The following is a 25,927-nucleotide window of genomic DNA, read 5'->3' as shown; positions in this document are numbered from 1 at the left end:
CAGATCATGCTCGGATATCTTTGGGGCTTAAGGCCGACAGATGGATGACCGGCAGGGGGCGCGTCCCCCGCACCGCGAACTGAACATCCCAAAATCCTGGAGGAGCAAGACCATGGAATTCCTTGAGCAACTGACGGGGCGTAACGCCCACTTCGCCGAAACAGCGTTTGTCCCCGGCCTCAAGATGATGCCATCGACCGGCACGATCGTCGTCGGCTGCGTTGATCCCCGCGTTGATCCGGCCGCGGTTCTCGGCCTCGAGCAGGGCGAAGCGGCCGTGATCCGCAACGTCGGCGGCCGAGTGACCCGAAACCTGATCGAGACGCTCGGCATCCTGCGCGTGGTGGCGCAAGCGGCGGGTCGCGAAGGCGGCGTGCGCAATCTTGTCCTTCTCCACCATACCGACTGCGGGATCATCGGCTGCTACCATCATGAGCCTGAGTTGCTCGCGCGGCATATGGGCGTTGAGCCCGGCGCCCTCGACAATTTGGCGGTCACCGACCCCTACAAGGCCGTGGTCAAGGACATCGCCATCCTTAAGGCGACTGCACAACTCGCGGACACGATCGTCGTGACGGGATTGGTCTATGCTGTAGCGACCGGCTTGGTGGAAACGGTGGCCGCCCCGGGACCGCTGCGTTTGCCCCCAGGCACCAGGAAATAGAAAGTCCCGATGTATCCTGTAACTGGGGACCAAGCGAAGCGGCGTGCCCCGTCAACCATTGAGAGCGTGATGACATCAGAACCATCAACTGGGGGCCAGAGGCGTCTGGACGTCTGCTCGTGCGCGCTGTAGCACGCCCGATGCGCGACCGATTGGACAAACGTTATTACCTTGCCGGCGCCCACCGATTTCATGGAACTTACCCTGATCCATTGCGTTACAAGTCCGGCCGGCATGTCAACGCGCCGGTCGCCCTCTCGAACAAAGGCAACTGTGTCATAGCCGAGGAAACAGATCTCCCGCATGATTCTGGGCCGGCCGGCGGTTGGGGATCGATGCAGGGCATGGCGCGGATTCTCGGGGAATCCCATGCGTCACCCATGGTGCTGCGCAGCCTGCGCCGGCAGAACAAGCCCAAGGGGGTGATGTGCGGCTCGTGTGCGTGGCCCAAGCCCGCCAATTATTCGGCGTTCGAATTTTGCGAAAACGGCGCCAAGGCGACGATGTGGGAACTTACCAGCGCCCGCTGCACGCCCGAGTTCTGGGCTGACGATGCGCATACCGTGACCCGGCTGCGTGAATGGAACGATCATGATCTCGAACTGACCGGCCGGTTGACCCATCCGCTGCGCTACGATGCGGCGACCGACCGCTACCAGGCGGTGAGCTGGGACGAGGCCTTTGCAGCGATCGGCGCGTCGTTGCAGGCGCTGCCCAAGGAAAGCGCGGTGTTCTATGCGTCGGGCCATGCCGGGCTCGAGGCATCTTACCTCTACGCGCTGCTCGCGCGCGCCTATGGCAACAACAACCTGCCGCAAAGCTCGAACATGTGCCACGAAACGACCTCGGTCGGGCTGACCAAGGTGATCGGTTCGCCAGTCGGCACGATCGTTTGGGAGGACCTGGAAAAGACCGATGCGTTTTTCTTTTTCGGCCAGAACCCCGGCACAAACAGCCCGCGTTTCCTGCATCCGCTGAAAGATCTGAAGGATCGCGGCGGCAAGATCGTCACCTTCAATCCGGTGATCGAACAGGGGCTGGTTTCCTTCGTCGATCCTCAGAACCCGTTGGCGATGCTGACCGGCAAGGAGACGATCATCTCCGACCAGTATCACCAGCTCAAGGCCGGCGGAGACGTCGCGGCGATTCTGGGGATGTGCAAATACGTGGTGGAGGCCGACGACAAGGCCAAGGCCGAGGGCAAGGCGGAGGTGATCGACCACGCCTTCATCAAGCAGCACACCACCGGCTGCGAGGAATTCATCCAGTCCTGTCGGGACGCCGACTGGGCCGAGATCGAGCGCGAATCGGGGCTGACCGAGGCAGCGTTGCGCGAAGCCGCCGCTGTCTACATTGCCGCCGAAAAGGTGATCGGGGTTTATGGCATGGGCTTGACCCAGCATACCCACGGCGCGCTCAACATAGCGATGCTGGTCAATCTGCTGTTGCTGCGCGGCAATATCGGCAAGCCGGGCGCGGGGTGCTGCCCGGTGCGCGGGCACAGCAACGTGCAGGGTCAGCGCACCGTCGGGATCGCCGAGAAAACCAAGCTGGTGCCGCTCGACAAGCTCAAGGCGTTGTTCGGCTTCGACCCGCCCACCGAAGACGGGATGAACATCGTCGCCGCGGTACAGGGCCTGTTCGAGGGCAAGGTGAAGGCCTTTGTTTCGCTTGGCGGCAATTTGCTGCGCGCAGTGCCCGACCAGAAGCGGATGGAAACGGCCTGGTCGGCGCAGGAGCTGACGGTGATGATTTCGACCAAGCTGAACCGCAGCCACCTGTTTCCCGGCAAGAATGCATTCATCCTGCCTTGCCTGGGCCGCTTCGAAGCCGACGAGCAGGCGACCGGCAACCAGACGATCACCACCGAAGACAGCTTCTCGATGATCAGCGCCTCGATCGGCGACCGTCCGCCGCCCTCCGATGCCCTCAAGAGCGAGCTCGCGATCGTCACCGGTATTGCCAAGGCGACGGTACCTGCCCGGGCCGAGCTCAAATGGGACGAATGGACCGCCGACTACGGCCTGGTCCGTGACCTGATCGAATTCACCTATCCCGACGATTTCCGCGATTACAATGCGCGGATGTATGATGCCGGCGGCTTTTATCGGGGCAATGGCGCGCATGAACGCATCTGGAAGACACCCGAGGGCAAGGCGGTGTTCACCACCCCCGGCCAGCTCAATTCACTGGGGTTCAAGGATGCGCCAGGCCGCTACCGCCTGATCACGATGCGCTCGAACGACCAGTTCAACACCACCATCTATGGCTATTCCGACCGGCTGCGCGGGCTGGAAGGATCGCGCGACATACTGCTGATGTGCCCCGAGGATATCGACGAGGCCGGGCTCAGAGATGGCCAGATGCTGACGCTGGTCACCGATGTCGACGATGGCCAGGACCGGCGGCTGGGCGGGCTCAAGCTGACGGCCTACAAGCTGCCGCGCGGGACCATTGCGGGCTATTACCCGGAGTGCAATGTCCTGGTTCCGATCGGGCACCATGACGAGCTGTCACAGACCCCGGCTTCGAAATCGGTGCCGGTGCGGATCGAAGCGGGCTGAGCGCCAGGGCTTCGCACGCGAAGCCCCGGCATGAGCATCAGCACGTCGCCAAAGCAGGCACCGCGTGCGGATCGCAATGGCGCAATTCGGCAAATCGCGCATGCCGGCTGCGCAGGTCGGCCAGGTCCGCCGGCGTGGCAATATCGCGTTCGCCATCGCCAAGTACCAGGTCGGCGTGGCGTTGCAAAACCGCCATCCTGGCAGGAGCGCGCTCGCAGCCGATCACCGCGTTGAGCACGTCGAGTATGCGGATCAGCACCGCCGTATTGCCTGTGGCATTCTGCCGGATCATGTGCAGCATCGCATCGACCAGGCCATCATAGTGCACCACCGGCATGACAAGCACCGGACGATCGCCCCGCATCACCCGTCCGTCAGGCAGATATCGCGGGGCAAGGTCGCACAGGGCGACGCCCAGCCGGTCGATCACCGCCATCGCGGTATGCGGATCATTGATCCCCGGCGACAGCGCGCGCACCGCAACCTCGACCAACTGGCGAATGGAAAATTCGAGATCGTCGGTGCTGACGCGTTGTGGCCCCAGCGCGGTTGTGCGGCGGATGGCTTCAGCAACGCCGCTGCCTTGCGGACTGGCAAGCGCGATGACAGCGCCCGGAAACACCAGGTCGCCGGGACGCACCAGCAGGTGGATGGTCACGCCGCGGTGCGCGGCCCAATCGGCCAGGCGATCGGCATCGAGCTGCTGCAAATAGCCGCGGCGGCCATCCCTGATCGCCACGAACGATGGATCGATTGCACCCGCGGTGCCCGGCGCGGGCGCCTGGGCAAGGGTCAGCCGCCGGATCGCCCGGCAGACGTCCTGGCTGACCAGCTCGATCACGGTATCGACGTTGATGCGTGCCACCATATGCCCGACGAAGAACACCAGCGTGCCGACGCAAACGAAGGCCAGCACGATGCCGGCGCTCATCGACACATGCGGAATGAACTCACCCTCGGCGCGGGTACGGACGCTGCGCAGCACCATCAACGCATAGGAGAAAGTGCCGAGGAAAGCGCCGAGTGTGAACTGATTGCCGCGATCGCGCACGAAATTGCGCAGCAACCTGGGGCCCATTTGGCCGGCTGCCAGCGACAGCGAGGCTATCGTGATCGAGAATACCGTCCCCGCCACGCCGATCGTAGACGATGCGACCGCACCCAGCAGCGTGCGTGCGCCAGTGCCGCCGCCATTGTAGAGCCACGGGCTGTCGATCAGCGCTTGCGGCACGATCCCGCTGCGATCGACCTGCACCAGCATCAGCGCCAGCAGGATCCCCGCCGCAACCATCATGCCGGGCAACAGCCAGAATGATTCGGCCAGATCGCTGAGCCTCTGGCGCCCTTGGCTGGTCAACACGCGCTACCCATCTTCTGGCCTGCGATCACCATCACATCATCCTCATGTGCAAATTCCGCAGGATCACGAGCGTGCCCGACGCCATCAGGATGATGATCAGGGTGGTGAACAGGATCAGCAGCAGGTCGTCGCGCGCCGATCGCCGCAGCGAGATGTGCAGGAAGCAGCGGAAGTGAACCAGCCCCTGCACCAGCCCGAGCGCCAGCACGACCGGCCAGATCGCGCCCCTGTCGAACAGCCGCCAGTGAACCGTCGCAAAGGCCAGGCCGGTCAGGACCAGCGCCAAGCCGTACCCGACGGCATAGCTGCGTATTGCAGAGCGCTTGCTGTCCTGCGCTTTGCTCACCGGATCATGTCCGGCAGGTACACCACGGAAAAAATGGCGATCCAGATGATGTCGAGAAAATGCCAGAACAGGCCCAGCCGCAGCACATTGATCTTCACGCCTGGATCGAGCCCGAACGTAAGAACCTGCGCTATCATCACCACCAGCCACAGGCAGCCCGCCGCGACATGCAGTCCGTGTAGCGGCACCAAGGCGAAAAAGGACGACAGAAAGCCACTGCGCGCGGGATAGGCGCCATCGGCAAACATTGTCGCGAAGTCGTTGATCTCCAGGCCCAGAAAGGCCAGGCCGAGAACCAGGGTCACAGCGAGCCACCCGACCAGGACGCCGCGCGAGGCGCCATGCTTCATCGCCACCGAAGCCATCCCGTAGGTGAAGCTGCTGGTCAGCAGGATCAGGGTCTCGATGAACGCCGGCCCGATCTTGTACTCCGCCGCAGGCGTGGGCCCTCCCGCGGTTGCGCCCAGCATCACGCCATAGGTCGCAAACAGCAGCGCGAAGATGACCGCATCGCTCATCAGGAACACCCAGAAGCCGAAGATCGCGCTTTCGGCCTCTCCGTGGGTTTCCCCGTCGGTCGAACCCAGGTTCAGGCCGACGTGCTTGACTTTGTCCGCGCTCATCGCTGCACCTCGGCCAGGCCTTCATTGGCCGAGGTCATTTCGATGCCGCGCGCAATCGGTCGGGCCTCGGCGAGCCCCTGGCGCCATTCGCGATCGATCCGCGCCACTGTGGCGGCGGCAATGACCCGGTGGGTGTCGCGGGCAAAGCTGCGGGCGATGACCGCACCGACGACCACCACCACGCCCAAAATCGCCAACCACCACATATGCCAGACCAGCCCGAAGGCCAGGGCCGCGCCGGTTATGCCGATCACGGGTCCGGTGGCGCTGTTGCACGGGACGCTGATGTCCTCATAGCGCTCTGGCGCCGCATACGCATTACCTTTGCGTTTGCCGTCGTAGAACGGATCGCGACCGTAAACGCGGGGCAGGACGGCGTAATTATATTCGGGCGGCGGCGCCGACACCGACCATTCCAGCCCACGTCCGTCCCAGGGATCGCCGGCCGGCACCCGGTTGGCCGCACGATCGCGAATGCTGACCCACAGCTGCACGAACAGCGATCCCAGCGCTGCCAGCAGGATCAGCGCCCCGACCCCGGCGATATAAAGCCAGGGCCGGAAGGCAGGCTCAAAAAACGCCTGCGTGCGCCGTGCCGCGCCCGCCGCGCCCAGCACATACAGCGGCATGAACGCGAGATAGAACCCGACCACCCAGCTATAAAACGACACCCGGCCCCATTTTTCGCTCAACCGGAAGCCGAAGGCTTTCGGGAACCAATAGTGATAGCCCGCCAGCATCCCGTAAAGCAGGCCGGGGATCAGCATGTTGTGAAAATGCGCAACCAGGAACAGCGTGTTGTGAACCAGGTAATCGAGCGGCGGAAAGGCAAGCAGGATGCCGGTGAAGCCGCCCAGCACGAAGGTCATCATGAACGCCAGTGAATAGAGCATCGGCACGGTAAAGCGGATCTCACCGCGAAACATCGTCCAGATCCAGTCGTAGATCTTGACTCCGGTGGGCACGCCGATCGTCATCGTCGCGATTCCGAACACTGCGTTCAGGTTAGCGCTCTGCCCCATGGTGAAGAAGTGATGCACCCAGACGGTAAAGGAAAGCACCGCGATCGCCATCGTCGCCAGCACCAGCGAGGTGTATCCGTACAGCTCCTTGGACGAGAAGGTCGAGACCACCTCGGAATAGACCCCGAACGCCGGCAGGATCAGGATATAGACCTCGGGATGGCCGAACAGCCAGAACAGGTTGGCGTAGTTCATCATGTTGCCGCCAAGGTCATTGGTGAAGAAGTGAAAGCCCAGGTACCGGTCCAGCGCCAGCAGGGCGGTGGCGACGGTCAGCGGCGGCATGGCAAAGATCATCAGGATGCTGGTGCACAACGACGTCCACACGAACAGCGGCATGCGCATCAGCGTCATCCCGGGGCAGCGCAGCTTGTAGATCGTCACGGCGAAATTGAGCCCGGTCATGGTCGAAGCCAACGACCCCAGCGTCACCGCCCAGATCCAGTAATCGGGGCCGACGTCGGGGCTGAAGCCCAGCTCGGTATAGGGCGGATAGCCGCTCCAGCCACCGGTCGAGAACCGGCCGATCACCAGCGATGCCATCATCAATCCCGCTGCGCCGCCGGTCAGCCACAGACTGATCGAGTTGAGCAGGGGAAAGGCAACGTCGCGTGCGCCAATCTGCAACGGGGTGACGTAATTGATCATGCCGGTCAGGAATGGCATCGCCATGAAGAAGATCATGATGCTGCCATGGGTGCTGAACAGTTGCGCGAAATGGTCGGGCTCGAGGAAACCCGGGGCGTTGATTGCGGCGGCCTGCTGCATCCGCATCAGCACCGCTTCGATCAGCGCGCGGCTGAGCATCACGAAGGCGAGCACGATATACATGATGCCGATCTTCTTGTGATCGAGGCTGGTCAGCCATTCACGCCACAGATAGCGCCACGCCCGGTGATAGGTCAGCACGGCGACCAGCGCCATCGCGCCGATGACCACGATGGCCGCAGCTGCCGCACCGATGATTTCGCTGCTGTCGGGATTGGCCCATGCCCGCACGAATGGCAGTTCCTGCCAGTCGAAACGCCCCAGGACCGCTGGCCAGATGCCGCTTGTCACCGTGACGGGCCCGTCGATGTATCAAGGACCCGCTGAAACAGTCCGGAGGGAACCCCGGCCAGGAAAACCGGCTGGGCAACGACCGATCGCGCGAAGATCATGGCCCGGTCGTCTTGGCCGAATGATTTGCCGGCACGGACCCGTGCCAGCCAGTTCGCGTAGTCCGCCGGCGCCCGCGCGATCACGTTGAACTTTTCCGCCTGGAATCCCTTGCCGTTGAACTGGGTGTTTTCACCGTGAAATATCCCGGCGCGACTGGCGGCCAGGTTGAGCTGAGTCGTCATGCCGGGCATCGCATAGATCTGGCCGGCGAGTTGCGGCACCATCAATGACTGCATCACGGTGCCGCTGGTCAGGCTGATATGGACCGGCCGCCCGACCGGAATGTCCAGCTCGTTGACTGTGGCGATGTTCTCGCGGGGATAGATGAACAACCATTTCCAGTCGAGCGCGACCGCCTGCACCTCCAGTGCAGGCTGGTTGGAGGCGAGCCGCCGGTACGGGTCGAGGGCAATGGTATATTGCCACAGCAGGACCCCCAGACCGATGACGATGCCGGTCGGTGGCAGCCAGATCAGCGCTTCCAGCACCCACGAAAATTGCCAGTCAGGCTTGTAGGCGCTGGTCTTGTTCGACAGCCGATAGTGCCAGGCCATGATCGGGGTCAGCAACAGCACCGGCCCGGCGACAAAGACGAGCACGGCCCCGACGATCAGGTAGAGGTGCCATTGGCTGGCAGCGACCGGTCCGGCGTGATCGACCACGCCCAGCCTCAGCGCCGCGCACCCACCCAGCACGGACACCAGCCCGAGCATGGCCGGACGCCGGGCCAGCGCGATCATCGCGGCGGCTGCAAGTTCAGATCGTCCATTGCAAACCGTATCCTTTTACACCTTCAACCATGTGAACTGACGGTCGTGGCAACTGTTCCCTTTTGCCCGATGATTATCAGTCCAACATGCTGGCCATGCTCGATATCGCCGGCGCAAACGGGATTGCGGTCGTGCTCGGCGGCCTGACGCCTGCCAACGGCATTCCGTGGCGCCCCGAAGTGGACCCGGCACGCTGGCTGTCAAAGCTGGGGGCCTGGCTTGAACAGACCGCACAGGAACGGTGCCTGGCCTTTGCCGATTACCATGCCGCGCTTGCCGACGATCAGGGGCGGCTGCCGGCGCAGTTCACGAGGGATGGCGTCCATCTGACCAGGCCGGGTTATGCCCGGATGCGGCCTGTCGCGATGGCCGCCATCGACCGCGCGCTTGCACAGGGAACCGTGAAACCATGACCGATCGATCGCACGCGCAACCACCGTCCTGGGCAATCGGGCCGTTTTCGCGCCCGGTGCGCGTGCTGGTCGACCGGCCCGCAGTCCGCTCCGCCTGCGCAGTTTCGGGCAGCACGATCGCGTGGGCCGCCAAGGATCTGTTCAATCCCGGCGCGGTGGTCCACGACGGCCGCGTCTGCCTGCTGGTGCGCGCCGAGGATCACGAAGGCCGCTATGCCGGGACCTCGCGCATAGGTCTGGCGACCAGCAGCGACGGGCTGAATTTCGAGCTTGAGAACGAACCGGTGCTGGCACCGGGCAACGACCGCTGGCAGGCATGGGAATGGCCAGGTGGAACCGAGGATCCGCGCGTTGTCGCATCGCCCGACGGCGGCTATGTCTGCATGTATACGGCGTTCGACGGCAAAGTCGGCTGCCTGTTCGTGGCGACCTCCACCGATTTGCGCGTGTGGACCAAACACGGCCCCGCATTTGCCGGCACTGCTTATGTCCGGCGCCAGACAAAATCGGGTTCGATTGTGACTGCCCTTGCAGGCGGACGCCTTGTCGCAGCGCGGGTCGATGGCAAATTCTGGAGGTACTGGGGCGAAGGCACGATCTTTGCCGCCACATCGGACGATCTCGTTCGGTGGACGCCGGTGGAAGCCGAGGCTTTTGCCGCCACATCGGACGATCTCGTTCGGTGGACGCCGGTGGAAGCCGAGGCTTCCCCCGATCGGTACCTGACATGGTCGCCGGACAATGCGGACCATCCCGGAAGCTGGCAGATCGATCGCGTCGCGGGGCCGCTGGCGCTGCGCGGGCTGGCTTGGCCCAGGAAGCGGCGGTTCGATTCGCTGCTGACCGAACCGGGACCACCTGCGCTGATTACGCAAGACGGCATCGTTCTTGTCTATAATGGCGCCAATCATCCGGTCGAGGGCGCGCCCGACGTACCCCCTTTTGCCTATCAGCCGGGCCAGTTGTTGCTGGACAGCGCCGATCCCACCAGTGTGATCGGTCAGCTGCAGGATCCGTTTCTGCGCATCGACAACGCCGAAGCAACCGGGCAGGTCGGCAATGTCTGTTTCGCGCAAGGCCTGGTTGCTTTCAAGGATACCTGGTGGCTTTACCTGGGGCTGGCAGATTCCCGGATCGGCGTCGCAACCGCGCCGATGCCGGGCACAGCCGCAAGCACTGTGCCGGTGCGCGCCCCTATTCAGGCCGAAGAGTTCCATCATGACCCAAACACAGCGTCATGAACACTGAAGCTATAATCCGGCAACCGCTCGGACTGCTTGCGCGCAGTCACGACAATATCGCTTCAGTCAACGTCGTGGATGGTTCATAGCCAAAGCAAGATGTTTTCTGGAGCGCCCACAATGATTGTTCGTCTTCTCGCAACCGCAGCCGCTGTGATGCTGCCGGTGGCGGCAATCGCTGCGCCCGCCGCAGATACCGTGCTGGTGGGTGGGCAGATCCATCTGCTCGATGCGGCCGACCGGGTTGTGGCCGCGCTTGCCATACGCGATGGGCGGGTGATTTTTGCAGGTGACGACGCCGGCGCAAAGGCGCTGGCCGGATCGCAATCCAAGATCATCGATCTGGACGGCGGGGTGGTCATGCCCGGGTTGATCGACGGGCATATGCACCCGCTGGAGGGCGGGCTTGGTCTGTTGTCGTGCAGTCTGGATTATCGGCGGCTGACGGTGCCGGAAATCCAGGCGATCGTCCAGGGCTGCCTGGCCAAGGATTCCGGCGCGGGCGACGACAAATGGCTGCCCGTAATCAACTGGTTCCAGCAGGAAACCCAGCCGCTTGGCGTGGTCACCACGCGGGCGTTGCTGGATGCGTTGCCCACCAAACGCCCGATCTATCTGTTTTCGTCGTTCGGGCATTCGACGCTTACCAACAGCCGCGCGCTGGAATTGGCCGGGATTACCGCGACCACCCCCGATCCTGTCGGCGGGCAGATCCACCGTGATGCTGCCGGTGCGGCCACCGGCCTGCTCGAGGACGTGGCGCAAGGACTGGTGACCGACAAGGTTCCCCAGCCAAGCGACGCTGAAAACCGGGCCGCAGCCCGTGCCGCGCTGTCCAATATGGCCCGCCAGGGCGTGACCGGCTTTCTGGATGCAAAGGCATCGCCGGAATCCATTGCCGCCTTTTCGGCCGTGGCGAGCGAGGGGGGACTGACTGCGCGTGCCCATTTTGCGCCCTTGATCGTGCCCAAAGATGGCCCGGCGCCCGATGCTGCCATTGCCGAAATCGTTGCGTTACGCGCCCGGTATGACCAGGGCGCATTGCGCCCCCAGCCATCGATTACCGTGCACAATGTCAAATTGTTCCTGGATGGCGTGATCACCGCCCCGGCCCAGACCGGGGTGATGGTCCAGCCGTATTTCATCAACACCGGCACCGCAAATCACCCGGACTGGCGGCCTGGCCCGACCAGGGGCCCCGTGCCCTATTTTCCGCCCGCGGTGCTTGTGCCACTCGTCCAGAAAATCGCTGCGCTCGGCTTTGACCCGCATATGCACGCCGATGGCGATGGCGCGGTGCGTCTCGGGCTGGACGCGGTCGCGGCTTTGCGCGCGGCCCATCCCGAATACGACACCCGGCCAGCCCTCGCGCATGACGAAATCGTCGATCCTGCCGATTATCCGCGCTACAAATCCCTTGGCGTGATTCCCGTCTTGTCGTTCCAGTGGGAAAAGCGCGCCGCCGATACGATCGCTGGCGCACGGGATCAGATGGGGCCTGATCGCTTTGCCCGCCTCGAACCCTCGGGACTGTTGGTCAACGCCGCCGCGCCGATCGCTTATGGCAGCGACTGGCCGGTCGACCCGCTCGACGAATGGTTCGCGCTGAAAGTCGGGGTCACGCGCCGCAATGATCCCGCTGCCGGTCCGGACTATGTTGAACCGCTGCCGGGTCCGGGACTGACGATCGCCCAGGCGGTTCATGCGATTACCACAGGTGCCGCCTATGAATTGCGCGAGGAAGCCGTTGCCGGTTCACTCGAACCCGGCAAATTCGCCGACCTGATCCTGATCGACCGCGACATTTTTCACGGCGATCCGACAACGATCGCGGCAACCAAAGTGAAAATGACCATGGTCGGCGGGAAAGTGGTGTATGCTGCAGCCGGCAAGCAATGACGAAGCCAAGCGATTCCGTACAGGCGCCACCGAAGGCGGCGGCTCTCGCGCCTGACGCAAAGCGCGATGATGGCGACGACAGCCGCAATCGCCGCAATCGCATTCTGGATGGCGCGCGCGCCGCGTTCATGCGGTTTGGTTACGAGCGCGCCAGCATAGCCGACATTGCCAGCGGCGCCGGGGTCAGCCGGACAGCGGTCTATCATTATTTTCCGGGCAAGGAGGATGTCCTGCGGGCGGTCGTCGACGAACTTCATGCCAAAAGCCTGACCACGGCCGCTGCCGCTCTGGAAAGGAGCGAAACGCTGGAGGAGGCTTTGCTGAGCGTGCTGCAGGCCAAGTTCGGTCCTGCGCTCGCTGTGGTCACGGCCAGTCCGCATGGCGAAGAGCTGCTCGACGCCGGCAACCGACTTACCGGCCCTGCGACGCGCGCGGCGGACGAGGCGTTTCTGGGTGTCGTCATCGACGCCCTGGTGCGCCACGGGCGTCCGGACGATGCGCGCGCAGTGGTGGACACGCTCGTCGCCGCAGCAAAGGGCCTGATGTGGTCGGGCGAGACGCACGTCTCGCAGCCGCAATTCGAAGCGCGGATGAAACGGCTTGTCGCATGGCTCATCACCTGACGATTTGACACTTTAAGTATTATGTGTCAGTTTCTCCCATCATCGAGGAGGACTGACCTGTGTCTAACAATCTGATCACCGGCGCCAACAGCGGTTTGGCCCTTTTGACGACGCGCAAATTTGCCGAGGCTGGGAAGCGGTACTGACCAGGGCGGGGCTGGCGGACGGGACAGCCCCGCCCTGATCGCGCAGCAAATCTTCCGTCCCTGCCGAACACAAGACGCGTTCCCCCTGAAAGCCGAAGCGCACTTCGCACCGGCTGGAGCATCATCATGATCCGGAAATTGACCGTTGCGGCGCTCGCCGCAATCTGTTTCGTTGCGCCCGCCGCAGCCCAGGACGAATACACCAGCATCGCGGTAAAGGTCGCTGATTTGAACCTCAGCCGTCCTCGCGATGTTCGCCGCCTCGACCTGAGGATCGCAAGAGCGGCCGAGACAGTCTGTCAGCCTGAAACAAGGCTGGACCTGCACGCCGTGAACGGCATTACGCAATGCAAACGAGAAAGCGTCGCGGCAAGCCACCACACATTGCGAGCTCCGTAATTGGCCGATACCGTTCGATCGTGCGTCAGGTTGCCCGACGACACAATCCTGACGCGATCGCAAACGGGCTTCTCAGCTTCGATCAAGTCATGTAAGTGCCCACTTATAATAAGATGCAATGCATGGAACCGCAACGTCGATGACCGGATGCCCGACATGATCTGGACCCACCCCAGGGCCAATTCCTATTACAACAATTCCTGCAGCCGCGTATTCCTGTCGTGGCCGCGGCGACTGGTCGATTTTTTCAACGCCACGCGCCGCCCTGAACACGGCAGCTTTTCTTTGCGCCGCTAGCCTCCGGTCCGTTTGTCCGAATCATTTGATAAACAAGGAATTTTACGATGCTTTCCAAAGCCACGCTTGGCCAGACCGACCTGTCGGTCAGCAATCTGTGTTACGGTACCAACATGCTCGGGTGGCTGCTCGATCAGGGAAAATCGAACGCCATACTCGATACATTCGCCGATCTTGGCGGCAACTTCATCGATACCGCCCGCTCTTATGGTGACTGGTCGCCCGAAGCGCCGGTCGGCGCAAGCGAGCGTGCCGTCGGCGCGTGGCTCAGGACACGGCAACGCGATGGTCTGGTCATTGCGACCAAAGGCGGGTTTTTCGACATGCGCGTCGGCGACTGGCGCAACCGGGTTACGCCCGAAGACGTGAACACGGATCTGTCGCAAAGCCTCGACCACCTGGGCATCGATACGATCGACCTGTATTTTCTGCACGCGGACAATCCCGAAGCGCCCGTCGAACCGATCATCGACGCGCTGATTGCGCATCGCGAAGCCAGGCGCATTCGGCACTTTGCCGCATCGAACTGGGCACCGGCACGCATCGTGGCCGCGAACGCCTACGCTGCCACGCTCGGCAAACCCGGCTTTGTCGCTTCGGAGACATTCTGGGGCCTGGCCGTGCCCGACGTCGCGGCCGCTGCGGCGCAAGGGTATCAGCATTATTACGAAGGTGCCTATGAAGCGCTGCACGCGACCGGCCTGCCGATCATCGCCTACGCAGCGCAATCCGGCGGATATTTCACGAAGCGGGCAAACGGGACCGACCTTGGACCGCTGGGCGTTCGCTATGGCAACCCCGTGAATGACCGCCGGCTGATTGCCGCTCAAGCCCTCGCGGATCATCACAACGTCTCGATCAATGCGATCGTGCTGGCCTACCTCACCAGCCAGCCGTTGCAGACCATCGCGATATTCGGAGGCTCGACCCCGGATCAGGTCCGCGAGAGTGTAACCAGCGCCGCGCTGACCCTGTCTTCCGACGAACTCGCGCAGCTGCGCAACGCCTGAACCCGGGCTGAGCCGTGCCGATCGGCCGGGCCCCAAGCAAACACAAGATTGGATGACGATGGCGACCCTGGCAAACACTCCGGCAAGGCCGGTTTCCGACACCAGCCTGTCGATGGGGCATCTGGCGCTGCATTATGCAAAACCGGAAGATGGGCCGCTGGCGTCCCAACTGCTGCAGGTGATGGGTCTGGTTGAAACGCAGGTGCTGCCGCTGCCCAATGGCAACTTCTATCGGTTTGTGGCCAACACACATCACTTTGCACGCGGCGACGGCATCGTTTTCCTGTCATGCCTGCCCGAACCGCAGGCGCGCCTGATTGCGGCCATCCACGAAGCGCTGCACATCGGCACGGACCACGAGAACGAGGCTGTCAAAGACTATCGCGCAATGATGGCCCAGGATTTCGAGGCAAGCTTTCACTTCGGCTTCCTGGTCCCGTCGCTGGAAGAGGTCGAGGCGCTGGTGCTGGCGCTACGCGAGCTGGAAGCCGGCGACCCCGCGTTCAACGGCCGCATCACGCTCGGGATGAACCGCGCCCGGCGTGGTGATGCGCAAGTCGACGCGCGGCTCGATGCCTCTGTCGTATTTGGTGATGTCACCCGATACGCCTATGGCACCGCGGGCGTTCAGGTGTTTGTCGAAACCGATCTTGTGCGCGCCGGGCAGCTTGGCGAGAACATGTATTTTGAATTCGATTTTGTGTTCCCGGATCGAACCAGCCATATCCTTTCCGTGGTCGAGCTCTGACGCTGCAACAGGGCCCATTTGGGCGTCCGGGATCTGGTTCGGCGGTCTAGGTATGCAATGCTCCGTCGAGGAACAGCGCCACACAACGCACCGAATGGCGGGCCACATCGACGGGTGCAAGCGGCGGCAAACCGACCATCATCGTGTTGTGCATCGGCGAAAGTGCCATGGCGACAAACAGCGTGGTCCGCTCGGTCTCGCCCTGGGCTTCAAGCCCGTGCCCGCGTAGCCAGCAGGCCAGCGGCTCGATCATGTAATCGAGATGCCCGCGCTGAACCGCCTCGACCACGTCGGGAAATTCAGCGGATTCCCGCAGCGTCAGCACGCCCATGCCAAAACTGTCTTCGCGTGTCAGTTCATTGTGCAGCGCCACGACATAATGCTGGAGCGCTTCGCGCACGGTGCTGTCATTGCCCGGGGTCAATGCCGGAAACCGCTCGGCACCGGCAATGACACAGGCACGAAACAGTGCAGCCTTGTCCTGGTGCCATGCGTAAAGGGTCCGCTTGGTAATGCCGGCGGCGGCAGCGACTTCGTCCATCGTGGTCAGGCGATAGCCCCGCGCGACGAAAATCGTGCGCGCAACCGCAATCAGATGCGTCATGCGCTGCCGGGTCTGTTCGGCCGGAGGTCGCCCGCGCCGCGCATTGATCATCTTTTGGTCTGTCATCGCGCCTTCATGACCGCAGCTGTACGACCGCGCAATCCTGCTTGCCAAATATACTATCGGGTATATTATCGCGTGCAATAACTGGAGAGAGCGATGACCGGACAAAGCGCAACGATGCTGGCGGCGCACGTGCATGGCCCCGGCGATGTCCGGCTCGACCCCATCGCCATTCCCACCCCCGGACCCGGCGAAGTCGTGGTGCGCGTGGCCGCTTGCGGCATTTGTGGCAGCGATCTGGGTTATATTGCCAAGGGCAGCCTGGACGGGGTCCATCCGCTCGCCACGCCTTTGCCCATCGGGCATGAATTTGCCGGCACCGTGGTTGCAATCGGTGCGGGCGTCGAAACCATCGCAGTCGGATCCCGGGTCGCGGTCAATCCCGATCGCGGCTATATCGGCTGCGGCGGCAACGAGGGTGCCATGGCATCCCACATCCGCGTTGGTCCGGCAAAGCTGAACGACACCCTGTTTCTCCTGCCCGACCATGTCAGTTTTGCCCACGCGGCGCTGGCCGAGCCCTTGTCTGTGGCATTGCACGGGCTTCGCATGGCGCGGGTGAATTCCGCCGACCAGGTGGCCATTCTTGGCGCCGGTCCGATCGGCCTTTGCGCTGTTGCCATGCTGCGGCACATGGGCGCACAAAATATCGCCATTTTCGACCGGGTGGACAGCCGGCTGGAGCGCGCCCGCGCGCTGGGCGCGCATCTGGCCGTCAATGTCACCAGCGAAACGTTGCCGGTGGCATTGGCGCGGTTCCACGGCAGCGGCGACCGCTTTGGCTCGCCTTATGTGGGCACCGATGTGTTTGTCGATGCGGCAGGATCGGGTGCTGCGCTGACGGAGGTTTTCACCCACGCCAAAAAAGGCGCGCGGATTGCAGTGATCGCGTTGCACAAGGCACCGGTGCCATTCGATCTGTTCCGGATGATGGCCAACGAAATCACGCTGGTCGGCGCCATTGCCGATGATCGGCCCGAAGAATTCGGCGAAGCCCTGGCGATGATCGCGGCCGATGCCGCCGCCCTCGCCCCGCTGATCAGCCACAGTTATCCGTTTGACCGGTTTGCCGAAGCACTGACCGTGGCGGCGGACGCGGACAAGGCGGCGAAAGTCATGCTGACATTTGCCGGGCAAACGGCATGAACGATATCGTTATCGATGACATGGCCGATCCGGTGCTGACCCCCGGCCTGATCGGCGCGCGCGAAGGACCGGCGGATTTTCCCGACAGGCTGAGCGCCCAAGACGTGATCGACCGCGCCATGGCCGCGACGGGCCTGCACGATTTCGGCACCGACGGCGAAGGCGGATCCGCCGGGCTGTTCGAGCGCCTTCGCGTGACGCTGCAATCGCTGTATGAAGACAGCGGGCTGACTCGCGGCGGTCGCACGACGATCGTCATGAATGCTGTTCGCGCGCTTTCGAACCGTCTGCGCGTCGAGGATATGATCAGGCGTCATCCCGAAATCCTCGATATCCCGATCGAGCGCCCGATCTTCATCGCCGGCCTGCCGCGATCGGGCACCACTCACCTGGTCAACTGGCTGGCACGCGATGACCGGCTCAATTCGCTGACGTTATGGGAATCGGAGGAGCCGGTGCCCGCAACCACAGTCGCGCCTGGCGAACCCGATCCGCGCATGGCGCGTTCCGCCGAAATCTGGGCAACATTTGGCGCATTGCTGCCGCATATGGCCGCCATGCACGACATGTCGGCGACCGGCATCCATGAAGACAACGAGCTGCTGTTCATGGATCTTAATTGCTACAGCTGGGAATTCCAGGCCCGGCTGCCACGCTGGATCGACCACTATTTCGCGCATGATCGCACCGGCTCCTACGCCTACGAAAAGAGGGTTCTGCAGCTGTTGTCGTGGCAGCGAGGCGACGCCGGGCGGCGGCGCTGGCTGTTGAAATCGCCGCAGCACATGGAAAATCTGCCCGCGATCAAGGCGGTGTTTCCCGATGCCACGATGGTCATTTCGCACCGCGATCCGGTCGATGTGCTGCGCTCGCTGACCACGATGCTGGGCTATTCCGACCGCATCCGCCGCCAGCCGACGGACCCGAAAGGCCTGGCGCAGCTGTGGATCGACCGGATCGAACGATTGTTGCGGACATGTGTCGACACGCGTGACGTCTGGTCGCCCGACCAGTCGATCGACGTGCTGTTCGACCGGTACATGGCCGACCAGAAAGGGATGGCACGCGCCATCTACGCCAAAGCCGCACTGCCCTTGACCGGGGACATCGAAACCCGGCTGGACGGCTATCTCGCCGAAAATCCGCGTCACGCGCAGGGCCGCGTGATCTATGATCTGGAAGGGACATTCGGGGTGGACGAGGCCGCGCTGCGGCGCCGTTTCGGGTTCTATTACGACCGTTTTCCCGTCAGGCAGGACCATTGACCATGAATCACCAGGAGACCGCGCGGAACCGGCTGATCTCGGGTGAAGCCTGGGACGATTTCTGCGACACGCTGAAGATCGCGGGGGCGCATATCCGGTCATTCGACGGCCCGCTGTCCGATCTCGATCGTGCGGAATGGTACCGGTTCATGACCCGGCTGGCGCGATCGAGCATGGAACGCCTGATCGAAAACGCGGAACCGACGCGGCCACGGTTGCGCGATATGGTCTGGCGCCAGTCAATCAATGTCCAGACAGTCGATCAGGACCACCTGATGTGCCAGTTCGACGAGGCACGCGATTATCGCATCACCGGAACGCGCGGCACGATGCCCTATTTCGTGATGGCGGTCCTGACCTGCCCGGCACCGGCCACGCCCGGTGCGGAAAACTGGGCAAAAGCCGGCCTGGGCGGTCTTGCGCAGTTCGATCCCAGCAATCTGAAGACCACCGGTTTTCTGGCAAGCCAGCAGATCCATGTGGCCGACGATGGCACTTTCGAAGTCATCCTGTCGCAGAATGATCCGGGACCAGGCAGGAACTGGTTGAAGCTGACGCCGCAGACCAATTGCATCCTCATCCGCCTGACCTGGCGGGACCGCGCGACGGATGTGGCACCGGCGATGACGATTGCGCGGATGGATCATGCCTTGCCGGTGCCGGTTACACCCGTGCTGATGGCCGATGGCCTGGCCTGGACCGCGCAAGCCGTGCTTGGCTACGCCGAACTGGTGCGCAACTGGTGGCAGGGCAACCAGGGCAATTTTGCGGCCAGGCTCAACCGGCTGGATTACAGCCGCGCCCAATATCTGTCGAACGGCGGCGTGCCCGATCGCCATGTTGCGTTCGGCGGCTGGGAAAAGCGGCTGGACGAGGCGCTGGTGCTCGAATTCATACCGCCGCCCTGCGAATACTGGAACTTTCAGCTGTGCAATATCTGGCAGGAAAATCTCGATACGTTCGAGGACGGCAATGGCTGGATCAACACCAGCCGTCATCATGCCGAACCGGACGGCCGGGTGCGCGTGATCATCGCTGAACGCGACCCCGGCATCGGCGGAAACTGGATCAGTTCCTATGGGCATGAACGCGGCATCTGGGGCCTGCGGCTGGTCCAGACACACCAGATTGCTCCGGTCAATGTGTGGCGCCTGCCGGCGGCGGATCTTGCCACCGCACAGTTCGATCCGGCAAAGGCTGTGCCGACCGGGCAGTTTGTGGACTGATGGTGCCGGGGTCGAACGATCTTTCATTCAGCAGCGCGCCGTTCCTGCATGTCCCGTTGCTCGACCGGTTGGCACCGGTGCGCGCCGCGGGCTTTGCCGCGATTGCCATCAGCCCTTTCGATGTCTGGGCGCTGGAAGACACAGGGATGCCAGCGCAGGAAATAGCCGCGCGGATCACCGATGCCGGCTTGGCCATTGCCGAACTGGACTGCATCGCGTGCTGGATGGATCACCCGCACGCGGTTGCGGACGATGACCTGTCGCGTGCGCTGCTAAACCTGACGCCGCAGCGCGTGATCGAAACCGCTGCGCGGATCGGCGCGCGCTCTGTCGCAGTCATCGACCTGTCACCAGCGCCCGCTCCGATCGATATCGCGGCGCAGGCTTTCGCGCGGCTGTGTGACATGGCGGCGCAGCATGGCCTGCACGCGCACATCGAATTCATTCCGGTGGGCGGTATCCGTTCGCTCGGTGATGCGTGGGCGATCGTTTCGGAAGCGGGGCGCACCAATGGCGGCATCACGCTCGACGCGTGGCATTTTCATCGCAGCGGATCAACGCGGGATCTGTTGGCCACGATTCCAGGCGCGCACATCCATGCCGTGCAGCTATGCGATGCCCTGCCGGTCGCCCTGCCCGACATGTGGGCAGAATTGATGACGCATCGGTTGCTGCCTGGCGAAGGCGCAATCGACCTTGCCGGGCTGATCCGAACACTCGATGCGATCGGTTGCACCGCTCCGATCGGGGTCGAAGTGTTCAACATCCGGCAAAACGATCAGACACTGGCCGAAACCGCGCGCGACTGGGCCACCGCCACGCGCGCGGTACTGGCCACGGCAAGGACAATTCCATGAACGAAACCCCCATCGGCGCCGCCGTCGTCGGCACGGGCTTTGGCCTGTTCACGCATGTCCGTGCGCTGCGCATGGCAGGGTTTGACGTGCGCGCCATCGTCGGCCGCGACCTGGCAAAAACACAGGCCCGCGCCGCACCGCTCGGTATCCCGCACGCGACCAACGACCTGCCTGCGTTGCTGGCGGGCGATCCGGCTATCAGGCTGGTGACCGTCGCAACCCCGCCGCATGCCCATGCCGTCCCGGTGCTGCAGACGCTGGCGGCCGGACGCCACGTCATCTGCGAAAAACCGTTCGCGCGCGATCTGGCCGAAGCCCGCACGATGCTTTCGGCGGCGCGCAAGGCCGGTGTCATCGCGCTGCTGGGGGCCGAATTCCGCTATGACAGTGCCCAGGCCCTGCTGTCGCGCGTGGTGAAATCGGGGGCGATCGGCGACCCGCTGCTGTTTCATCGCCTCTATCAGCAACCGGGAGAGCAGGACGAACCCCTGGCCGACTGGTGGACCGATGCAGCGCAAGGCGGCGGATTCCTGGGCGCGTTCGGCACCCACATGATCGACCAGGTGCGCGCCACGGTCGGCGAGATCGCAGCGGTGAGCGCAATTTTGCGCAAGCTGTCGCCGGGTCGTCCGACGATGACCTCTGATGACTATTACAATGTGCAACTGCGCTGCGCCAATGGCTGCGTCGCGGTGATCGAGGCGGCGATGTGCCTGCCCGGCCCGTTTGCGATGGGCACGCGTGTGGCAGGGACCGCCGGCGCGGCATGGATCCAGTCGGGCGCCGCCTTTGGCGAACCCGAGCAAGTGTGGGTGCAGGACGCGCAAGGTGCGCGTGCCCTGCCGATGCCGCACGAATTGGTCAATCCTGCCCCGGAACCCTTTCCGGTCAGCGAACTGATCCAGACCGAAATGGACCGCTGGCACACGCAGGGGTTCGATGTTGCGCCTTACGCCAAATTGTTCGGGCAGGCGCGCGCGCTGATCCTCAACCAACCAACGCCGCTGCCCGACCCTGCGGCCGATTTCGTCGATGCCGCGGCGGGACAAGCGGTGCTCGACGCTGCGCGCACCTCGGCCGGGGCCGCGCAATGGATCACGGTGGAGCAGATATGATGGGCCTCGATTTCAATCTTTCCGGCGCGCATGTCCTGGTCACCGGGGGCACCAGCGGCATCGGGGCGGCCTGTGCCAGTGGCTTTCGCGATGCCGGCGCCCATGTCACGATTACCGGCACCCGCGCTTCGCCGGCGGAATACGACACCGATCTGTCCGGGTATGTCTACCACCAGCTCGATATCGAGAAGCCCGAACAGATCGATGCTTTGGCCGCGGCGCTGCCCCGGCTCGACGTGCTCGTCAACAACGCCGGGTTCGCCCTGCCCTCGATCGGGCTCGACGAGTGGGAACCCGACGTTTTCGATCGCGCCGTGGCGATGCTGCTCAACGCTGCATTCCGCATGGCGCGGCGCTCGGTCGACTTGCTGGCGCAAAGCCCTGTGCCGGGCGGCGGATCGGTAATCGGCATTGCCTCGATGAGCAGCTATTTCGGGATTCCGGTGGTGCCGGGCTATGGCGCGGCCAAGACCGGGCTCGTCGGCCTGACGCGGACCATGGCCGTGCACTGGGGGCCGCGCGGTGTACGCGCCAACGCGGTCGCCGCCGGCCTGACCCGCAGCCGCATGACGGCCGGCACATTCGAACAAGAGGCATGGACCGCACCGACCTTGGCCCGCACGCCGCTTGGCCGCCTGGGCGAAGCCGACGACATCGCTGCCGCCGTGCTGTTCCTGGCCAGCCCGGCGGCGAGCTGGATCACCGGGCAGACGCTGGCCGTCGACGGCGGCTACACTGTCTGCGGGTGACTTCGCGCCAGATCACCGACGGTATCCCTTGCCGTCTCCGTGTCACCTGCAGCGTGTAGCGAGCTAATCGACAGCTCGATGCACTTCCCCAGGCGTCATCAGATCGCCGTCCTTAGTCTTGACGGAAAAACCTTGCTGCCCCGGCGCGCGCCGACGGTGCAACGCCTTTTGCAAAGATCAGCCGTCGGACCTTGGCGAAACGGTCGGCACCTACACCAAGATCGGCGAAGCCCAAGTGCGCGAGGCGATGGCCGCCGCGCGCCGTGCCCGAGACGCCGCGTACCGCGTGAACCAAATCCCTAGTCGGCCGCGATCTGGCGCGCGAGATCGGGCATGACCGGCAAGGTCTGGCCGGTCAGGAATTGCGCGCGTGCGCCCATGATCTGCGTGCTCATTTCGGGCTGGCTGTGTGCCCAGAACCGGTTTTGCGCCATCTGCTCCAGAAACAGGCGGCAGCCTTCATCCAGATCCATTCCGTAGTCGCGCATCATTTCGAACATCGCGCGGCGATGGCCCTGCGACTGGCCCGGTTCGTCGGTGCCGTGTTCCGGGTTGAAAATGTTGGTGCGCATCATACCGGGTACGATCGCCGAAACATGGATCGGCAGGTTTTTCAGCTCCATTTCCAGGTAAAGGCATTCGCTGAACGCCTGCACGGCGTGCTTGGTCACGATATAGGCGGTCTGGCCCGGCATCTGCCCGAATGCGCCGACCGACGACAGGTTGCCGATCCACGCTTCCTTGCCACTGGCGATGACCCGCGGGACAAACGCGCGTACGCCGTGGATTACGCCATGAAGGTTGATGTTGAGCGTGGCTTCCCAGCGGGCGGCGGGCACCTCCCAGGAATAGCCGACCGTCTCGATCCCGGCGTTGTTGATCAGCAGCCGCACTTCGCCATGGCGATCAAACACCAGTTCGGCCAGACGGTCGAGCTCTTCCGGGCGTGACACATCGACGCTCTGCGCCTCGGCCTTGCCGCCCCCGGCGATGATCGCGTCGGCGGTTGCCTTGGCGGTGGCGTGGTTCACGTCAGCAACAACCACGGTCATCCCCAGCACACCGGCGCGCCGCGCCAGCCCTGCCCCAATGCCGGAACCGGCCCCGGTGATCACGGCAACACCGCCGCTGAAAACTTGGGCATCGGGTGCCATCTGACTGCTCTCCATCAATCTGCAAACACGGCTTTGAGAAATTCGCCGGCATATATCATCACCGCGCGCGCGCCGGGCAGGAACTCGACCCATGAGGCGGCGATTTGGGGATCGACTGGCATTGCCGTTTGATCTCCGGAACAGATTTTATTCGTGTTTACTCACTTTAGAAGTGCCGGCGCCTTTCAGTCAATCCTGGATACGGCATCGGGCAGGTACCATGTCACGCCGGCGGGACGTTGCGCGTCAGACCGACCGCTGCATTCGCCGTGGCCGCTTGCCAGCATGCAGATCGTTACTTAGTCTGGCACAGGCACGCCCCGGGACCATCGCTATCTGCATCGCTTGCTGCAGGCGTTGCGACGACATAGCCAGGAGCGGGTGAACGCCCATGATGTCAATTTTGGATGCCGGATGAAATACATGATCTCGAATGCCATGTTGCGGTCGGTCTGCGTTGTCGCGGCGACAGCGGGACTTGGCCCGGTCGCGGCGCAGGCATCGGACTTTGACCCGAAAGTCGCTTTTGCTGCATTGCCGCTACCCGGCAGCGTCAATTCCTATCGGTCCGCCAATGGCGCGCCGGGACCGGCGTATTGGCAGAACCGCGTCGATTACACGATCGACGCGCGGATCGACACCGCCACCAAGACGCTGACCGCGGCCGAAACGGTTGATTACACCAACAACAGTCCCGACACGTTGCCCAGTCTGTGGCTGCAGCTTGATCAGAATATCTATCGCCCGGATTCGCGCGCAGCGGCGCTTGGCGGCCGGCGCAAGGGCGGCGAAAAATTCGGCGAAGGCACGGCGATCGAGGCGGTCGAAGTCGAGCGCGACAAGGCCTGGGTCAAGGTCCCGTTCGTGGTGTCCGATACGCGGATGAACATCCGCCTGGACCGGCCGCTGCGCGATGCCGGGACGAAGCTGAAATTTCGTGTCCGTTACCATTATACCATTCCGGGCGAATGGGGCGGACGAACGTCGTGGGTCGATACCGCAAACGGGCCGATTTTCGATATCGCGCAATGGTTTCCACGTATGGCGGTCTATGACGATCTGCGCGGCTGGGACACGCTTCCCTATCTGGGCTCCGAATTCTATCTCGAATATGGCGATATCGATTACGCGGTGACAGTGCCGGCCGACATGATCGTGGCGGGCGGCGGTGTTCTGACCAATGCGGCAGAGGTGCTGACCCCGCTGCAACGACAGCGGCTGGCGCAGGCGGCCGCGAGCGATGCCACCGTCATGATCCGGACGCCCGACGAGGTAAAGCGCGACAGCGCGGCACCGGCGGCGCGGCCCGAGAAAACCTGGCGCTATCATTTTGCCAACACCCGCGATGCGGCGTTTTCAGCCTCGCGCGCCTTCGTGTGGGATGCCGCGCGGATGAACCTGCCAGGCGGCAAGACTGCACTGGCGCAAAGTGTCTATCCGACCGAAAGCCTGGGTGACGCGGCCTGGGGCCGATCGACCGAGGATATGAAGGACGCGGTCGAGCGGTTTTCGCAGCATTGGTACGCCTATCCCTATCCGACCGCGTGGAGCATCGCCGGTGGTTCATCGGGCATGGAATATCCGGGCATGGCGTTCGACGGCATTGCGGACAAGGGCAAGGAGCTGTTCTGGATCACCGCGCATGAGATCGGCCATACCTGGTATCCGATGATCGTCGGATCGAACGAGCGGCGCGATGCGTGGATGGACGAAGGGTTCAACACGTTCATCGACACATTCGAAAGCGACGAGTTCAAGGGCGGGGTCTATGGCCCCAAGCGCGACAGCGAATATGCCGAGCACGGCGGCAATCCGGTGGATGAAATTCTGCCGCTGCTGGCGGACAAGGATGCGCCGCCGATCATGAGCTATCCCGATGTCATGGGCGAAAAATATCGCCACTCGGTCAGCTATTTCAAGACCGCGCTGGGCCTGCGCCTGCTGCGCGATGTGATCCTGGGGCCCGAGCGGTTCGACCCGGCGTTTCGCAAATACACCGCCGACTGGGCGTTCAAGCATCCCGCGCCCAGCGATTTCTTTCGGGAAATTTCGAGCGAGGCGGGCGAGGATCTCGACTGGTTCTGGCGCGGCTGGTTCTTCAACAACTGGCAGCTCGATCTGGCAGTGACCAATGTATCGTACACCGATGGCGAACCGGCCAAGGGTGCGGGCGTCACGATCGAAAGCCGCGACAAACTGGTGATGCCGGTGGTGCTGGAGGTGAAATACACCGATGGCCATGCCACGCGGATCAGGCTGCCGGTGGAAACGTGGATGCGGGTCAAACCGGTGATCGCGGTGCCCGCCGGGCGCATCGCGTCGGTCACGCTGGACCCCGATCATGTTCTGCCGGATCGCGACCGGAGCAACAATGCGCTCGTGCTTTAGAGCGTGGATCCCCGCAACGGAACCCGGCACGACCTTATGCGTTTCACGCATTGGCACAGGTCGGTGGGGGTTGA

At 63.3% G+C, this 25,927-nt stretch carries 24 protein-coding genes; 17 read left to right on the top strand and 7 right to left on the bottom strand.

The features are described from left to right. Positions 1–112 precede the first annotated feature (112 nt). Positions 113–664, top strand: a complete 552-nt coding sequence (locus ACOOE2_RS06295; RefSeq protein WP_420382170.1) for a carbonic anhydrase — start codon at positions 113–115, stop codon at positions 662–664. 278 nt (positions 665–942) lie between these two features. Beyond that, on the top strand, positions 943–3,228 hold the full coding sequence (locus tag ACOOE2_RS06290) for an FdhF/YdeP family oxidoreductase (RefSeq protein WP_420384567.1): 2,286 nt from the start codon (positions 943–945) through the stop codon (positions 3,226–3,228). A 37-nt stretch (positions 3,229–3,265) separates the two neighbouring features. On the opposite strand, the gene ACOOE2_RS06285 is transcribed toward ACOOE2_RS06290, so the two are convergent. The 5 genes from ACOOE2_RS06285 to ACOOE2_RS06265 are packed head-to-tail and all read right to left on the bottom strand — an operon-like array spanning position 3,266 to position 8,480. Then, positions 3,266–4,588, bottom strand: coding sequence for a DUF2254 domain-containing protein (locus ACOOE2_RS06285; protein WP_420382169.1), 1,323 nt, complete (start codon positions 4,586–4,588; stop codon positions 3,266–3,268). A 31-nt stretch (positions 4,589–4,619) separates the two neighbouring features. Beyond that, positions 4,620–4,934 (bottom strand): cytochrome o ubiquinol oxidase subunit IV, encoded by a 315-nt coding sequence (locus ACOOE2_RS06280; protein ID WP_420382168.1) that lies wholly within the window; start codon positions 4,932–4,934, stop codon positions 4,620–4,622. After that, positions 4,931–5,557, bottom strand: a complete 627-nt coding sequence (locus ACOOE2_RS06275; protein WP_420382167.1) for a cytochrome c oxidase subunit 3 — start codon at positions 5,555–5,557, stop codon at positions 4,931–4,933. Before ACOOE2_RS06275 ends, ACOOE2_RS06280 begins: the two co-directional genes overlap by 4 nt. Continuing rightward, positions 5,554–7,638 (bottom strand): cbb3-type cytochrome c oxidase subunit I, encoded by a 2,085-nt coding sequence (locus tag ACOOE2_RS06270; protein WP_420382166.1) that lies wholly within the window; start codon positions 7,636–7,638, stop codon positions 5,554–5,556. The genes ACOOE2_RS06275 and ACOOE2_RS06270 overlap by 4 nt, the downstream gene beginning before the upstream one ends. Then, the gene (locus ACOOE2_RS06265) at positions 7,635–8,480 is read right to left on the bottom strand and encodes a cytochrome ubiquinol oxidase subunit II (RefSeq protein WP_420382165.1); all 846 of its coding nucleotides are present in this window, start codon (positions 8,478–8,480) and stop codon (positions 7,635–7,637) included. Before ACOOE2_RS06265 ends, ACOOE2_RS06270 begins: the two co-directional genes overlap by 4 nt. A gap of 92 nt (positions 8,481–8,572) precedes the next feature. Here ACOOE2_RS06265 and ACOOE2_RS06260 point away from each other — a divergent pair, with 92 nt between their 5' ends. The 8 genes from ACOOE2_RS06260 (at position 8,573) to ACOOE2_RS06225 (ending at position 15,286) form a co-directional block, all read left to right on the top strand. After that, positions 8,573–8,923: a GDSL-type esterase/lipase family protein gene (locus ACOOE2_RS06260; RefSeq protein WP_420382164.1), complete on the top strand. Its 351-nt coding sequence runs from the start codon at positions 8,573–8,575 to the stop codon at positions 8,921–8,923. Further along, positions 8,920–10,164, top strand: coding sequence for a glycoside hydrolase family 130 protein (locus ACOOE2_RS06255; protein ID WP_420382163.1), 1,245 nt, complete (start codon positions 8,920–8,922; stop codon positions 10,162–10,164). The genes ACOOE2_RS06260 and ACOOE2_RS06255 overlap by 4 nt, the downstream gene beginning before the upstream one ends. 120 nt (positions 10,165–10,284) lie before the next feature. Continuing rightward, positions 10,285–12,063, top strand: coding sequence for an amidohydrolase (locus tag ACOOE2_RS06250; RefSeq protein ID WP_420382162.1), 1,779 nt, complete (start codon positions 10,285–10,287; stop codon positions 12,061–12,063). Next, positions 12,060–12,686: a TetR/AcrR family transcriptional regulator gene (locus ACOOE2_RS06245; protein ID WP_420382161.1), complete on the top strand. Its 627-nt coding sequence runs from the start codon at positions 12,060–12,062 to the stop codon at positions 12,684–12,686. The genes ACOOE2_RS06250 and ACOOE2_RS06245 overlap by 4 nt, the downstream gene beginning before the upstream one ends. 272 nt (positions 12,687–12,958) lie before the next feature. Then, positions 12,959–13,231 carry a UrcA family protein gene (locus tag ACOOE2_RS06240; RefSeq protein WP_420382160.1) on the top strand — a complete coding sequence of 91 codons (273 nt, stop codon included), beginning with the start codon at positions 12,959–12,961 and terminating at the stop codon, positions 13,229–13,231. Between the two features lie 156 nt (positions 13,232–13,387). Next, positions 13,388–13,528: a hypothetical protein gene (locus ACOOE2_RS06235; RefSeq protein ID WP_420382159.1), complete on the top strand. Its 141-nt coding sequence runs from the start codon at positions 13,388–13,390 to the stop codon at positions 13,526–13,528. 47 nt (positions 13,529–13,575) lie between these two features. After that, positions 13,576–14,538, top strand: a complete 963-nt coding sequence (locus ACOOE2_RS06230) for an aldo/keto reductase (RefSeq protein WP_420382158.1) — start codon at positions 13,576–13,578, stop codon at positions 14,536–14,538. Between the two features lie 58 nt (positions 14,539–14,596). Next, positions 14,597–15,286, top strand: a complete 690-nt coding sequence (locus tag ACOOE2_RS06225) for a hypothetical protein (protein WP_420382157.1) — start codon at positions 14,597–14,599, stop codon at positions 15,284–15,286. Positions 15,287–15,332: 46 nt separating this feature from the next. Here ACOOE2_RS06225 and ACOOE2_RS06220 read toward each other — a convergent pair whose 3' ends face one another. Further along, complete coding sequence (locus ACOOE2_RS06220) at positions 15,333–15,956, bottom strand: TetR/AcrR family transcriptional regulator (RefSeq protein ID WP_420382156.1); 624 nt, start codon at positions 15,954–15,956, stop codon at positions 15,333–15,335. A 93-nt stretch (positions 15,957–16,049) separates the two neighbouring features. On the opposite strand from ACOOE2_RS06220, the gene ACOOE2_RS06215 reads away from it, so the two are divergent. From ACOOE2_RS06215 to ACOOE2_RS06190, 6 genes are read left to right on the top strand one after another with little or no spacing between them, the layout of a single operon-like run. After that, positions 16,050–17,099 carry a zinc-dependent alcohol dehydrogenase gene (locus ACOOE2_RS06215; protein ID WP_420382155.1) on the top strand — a complete coding sequence of 350 codons (1,050 nt, stop codon included), beginning with the start codon at positions 16,050–16,052 and terminating at the stop codon, positions 17,097–17,099. Then, positions 17,096–18,364 carry a sulfotransferase family protein gene (locus ACOOE2_RS06210; RefSeq protein ID WP_420382154.1) on the top strand — a complete coding sequence of 423 codons (1,269 nt, stop codon included), beginning with the start codon at positions 17,096–17,098 and terminating at the stop codon, positions 18,362–18,364. Before ACOOE2_RS06215 ends, ACOOE2_RS06210 begins: the two co-directional genes overlap by 4 nt. A 2-nt stretch (positions 18,365–18,366) precedes the next feature. Continuing rightward, positions 18,367–19,590, top strand: coding sequence for a DUF1214 domain-containing protein (locus ACOOE2_RS06205; RefSeq protein ID WP_420382153.1), 1,224 nt, complete (start codon positions 18,367–18,369; stop codon positions 19,588–19,590). Positions 19,591–19,592: 2 nt separating this feature from the next. Continuing rightward, entirely contained in the window at positions 19,593–20,447 is an 855-nt protein-coding gene (locus ACOOE2_RS06200; RefSeq protein WP_420382152.1) for a sugar phosphate isomerase/epimerase family protein, read from the top strand. Continuing rightward, positions 20,444–21,562 carry a Gfo/Idh/MocA family protein gene (locus ACOOE2_RS06195; protein ID WP_420382151.1) on the top strand — a complete coding sequence of 373 codons (1,119 nt, stop codon included), beginning with the start codon at positions 20,444–20,446 and terminating at the stop codon, positions 21,560–21,562. Before ACOOE2_RS06200 ends, ACOOE2_RS06195 begins: the two co-directional genes overlap by 4 nt. Beyond that, positions 21,559–22,311, top strand: coding sequence for an SDR family NAD(P)-dependent oxidoreductase (locus ACOOE2_RS06190; protein ID WP_420382150.1), 753 nt, complete (start codon positions 21,559–21,561; stop codon positions 22,309–22,311). Before ACOOE2_RS06195 ends, ACOOE2_RS06190 begins: the two co-directional genes overlap by 4 nt. A 299-nt stretch (positions 22,312–22,610) precedes the next feature. Here ACOOE2_RS06190 and ACOOE2_RS06185 read toward each other — a convergent pair whose 3' ends face one another. After that, positions 22,611–23,465, bottom strand: coding sequence for an SDR family NAD(P)-dependent oxidoreductase (locus ACOOE2_RS06185; protein WP_420382149.1), 855 nt, complete (start codon positions 23,463–23,465; stop codon positions 22,611–22,613). Between the two features lie 414 nt (positions 23,466–23,879). Between ACOOE2_RS06185 and ACOOE2_RS06180 the strand changes: the two genes are divergently transcribed. Further along, the gene (locus ACOOE2_RS06180; protein ID WP_420382148.1) at positions 23,880–25,853 is read left to right on the top strand and encodes a M1 family metallopeptidase; all 1,974 of its coding nucleotides are present in this window, start codon (positions 23,880–23,882) and stop codon (positions 25,851–25,853) included. Positions 25,854–25,927: the final 74 nt, after the last annotated feature.

It is taken from the genome of Novosphingobium sp. (genome assembly GCF_965214355.1).
Taxonomy (GTDB): Bacteria; Pseudomonadota; Alphaproteobacteria; order Sphingomonadales; family Sphingomonadaceae; genus Novosphingobium.
This window is presented reverse-complemented; position numbering and strand designations above follow the sequence as displayed.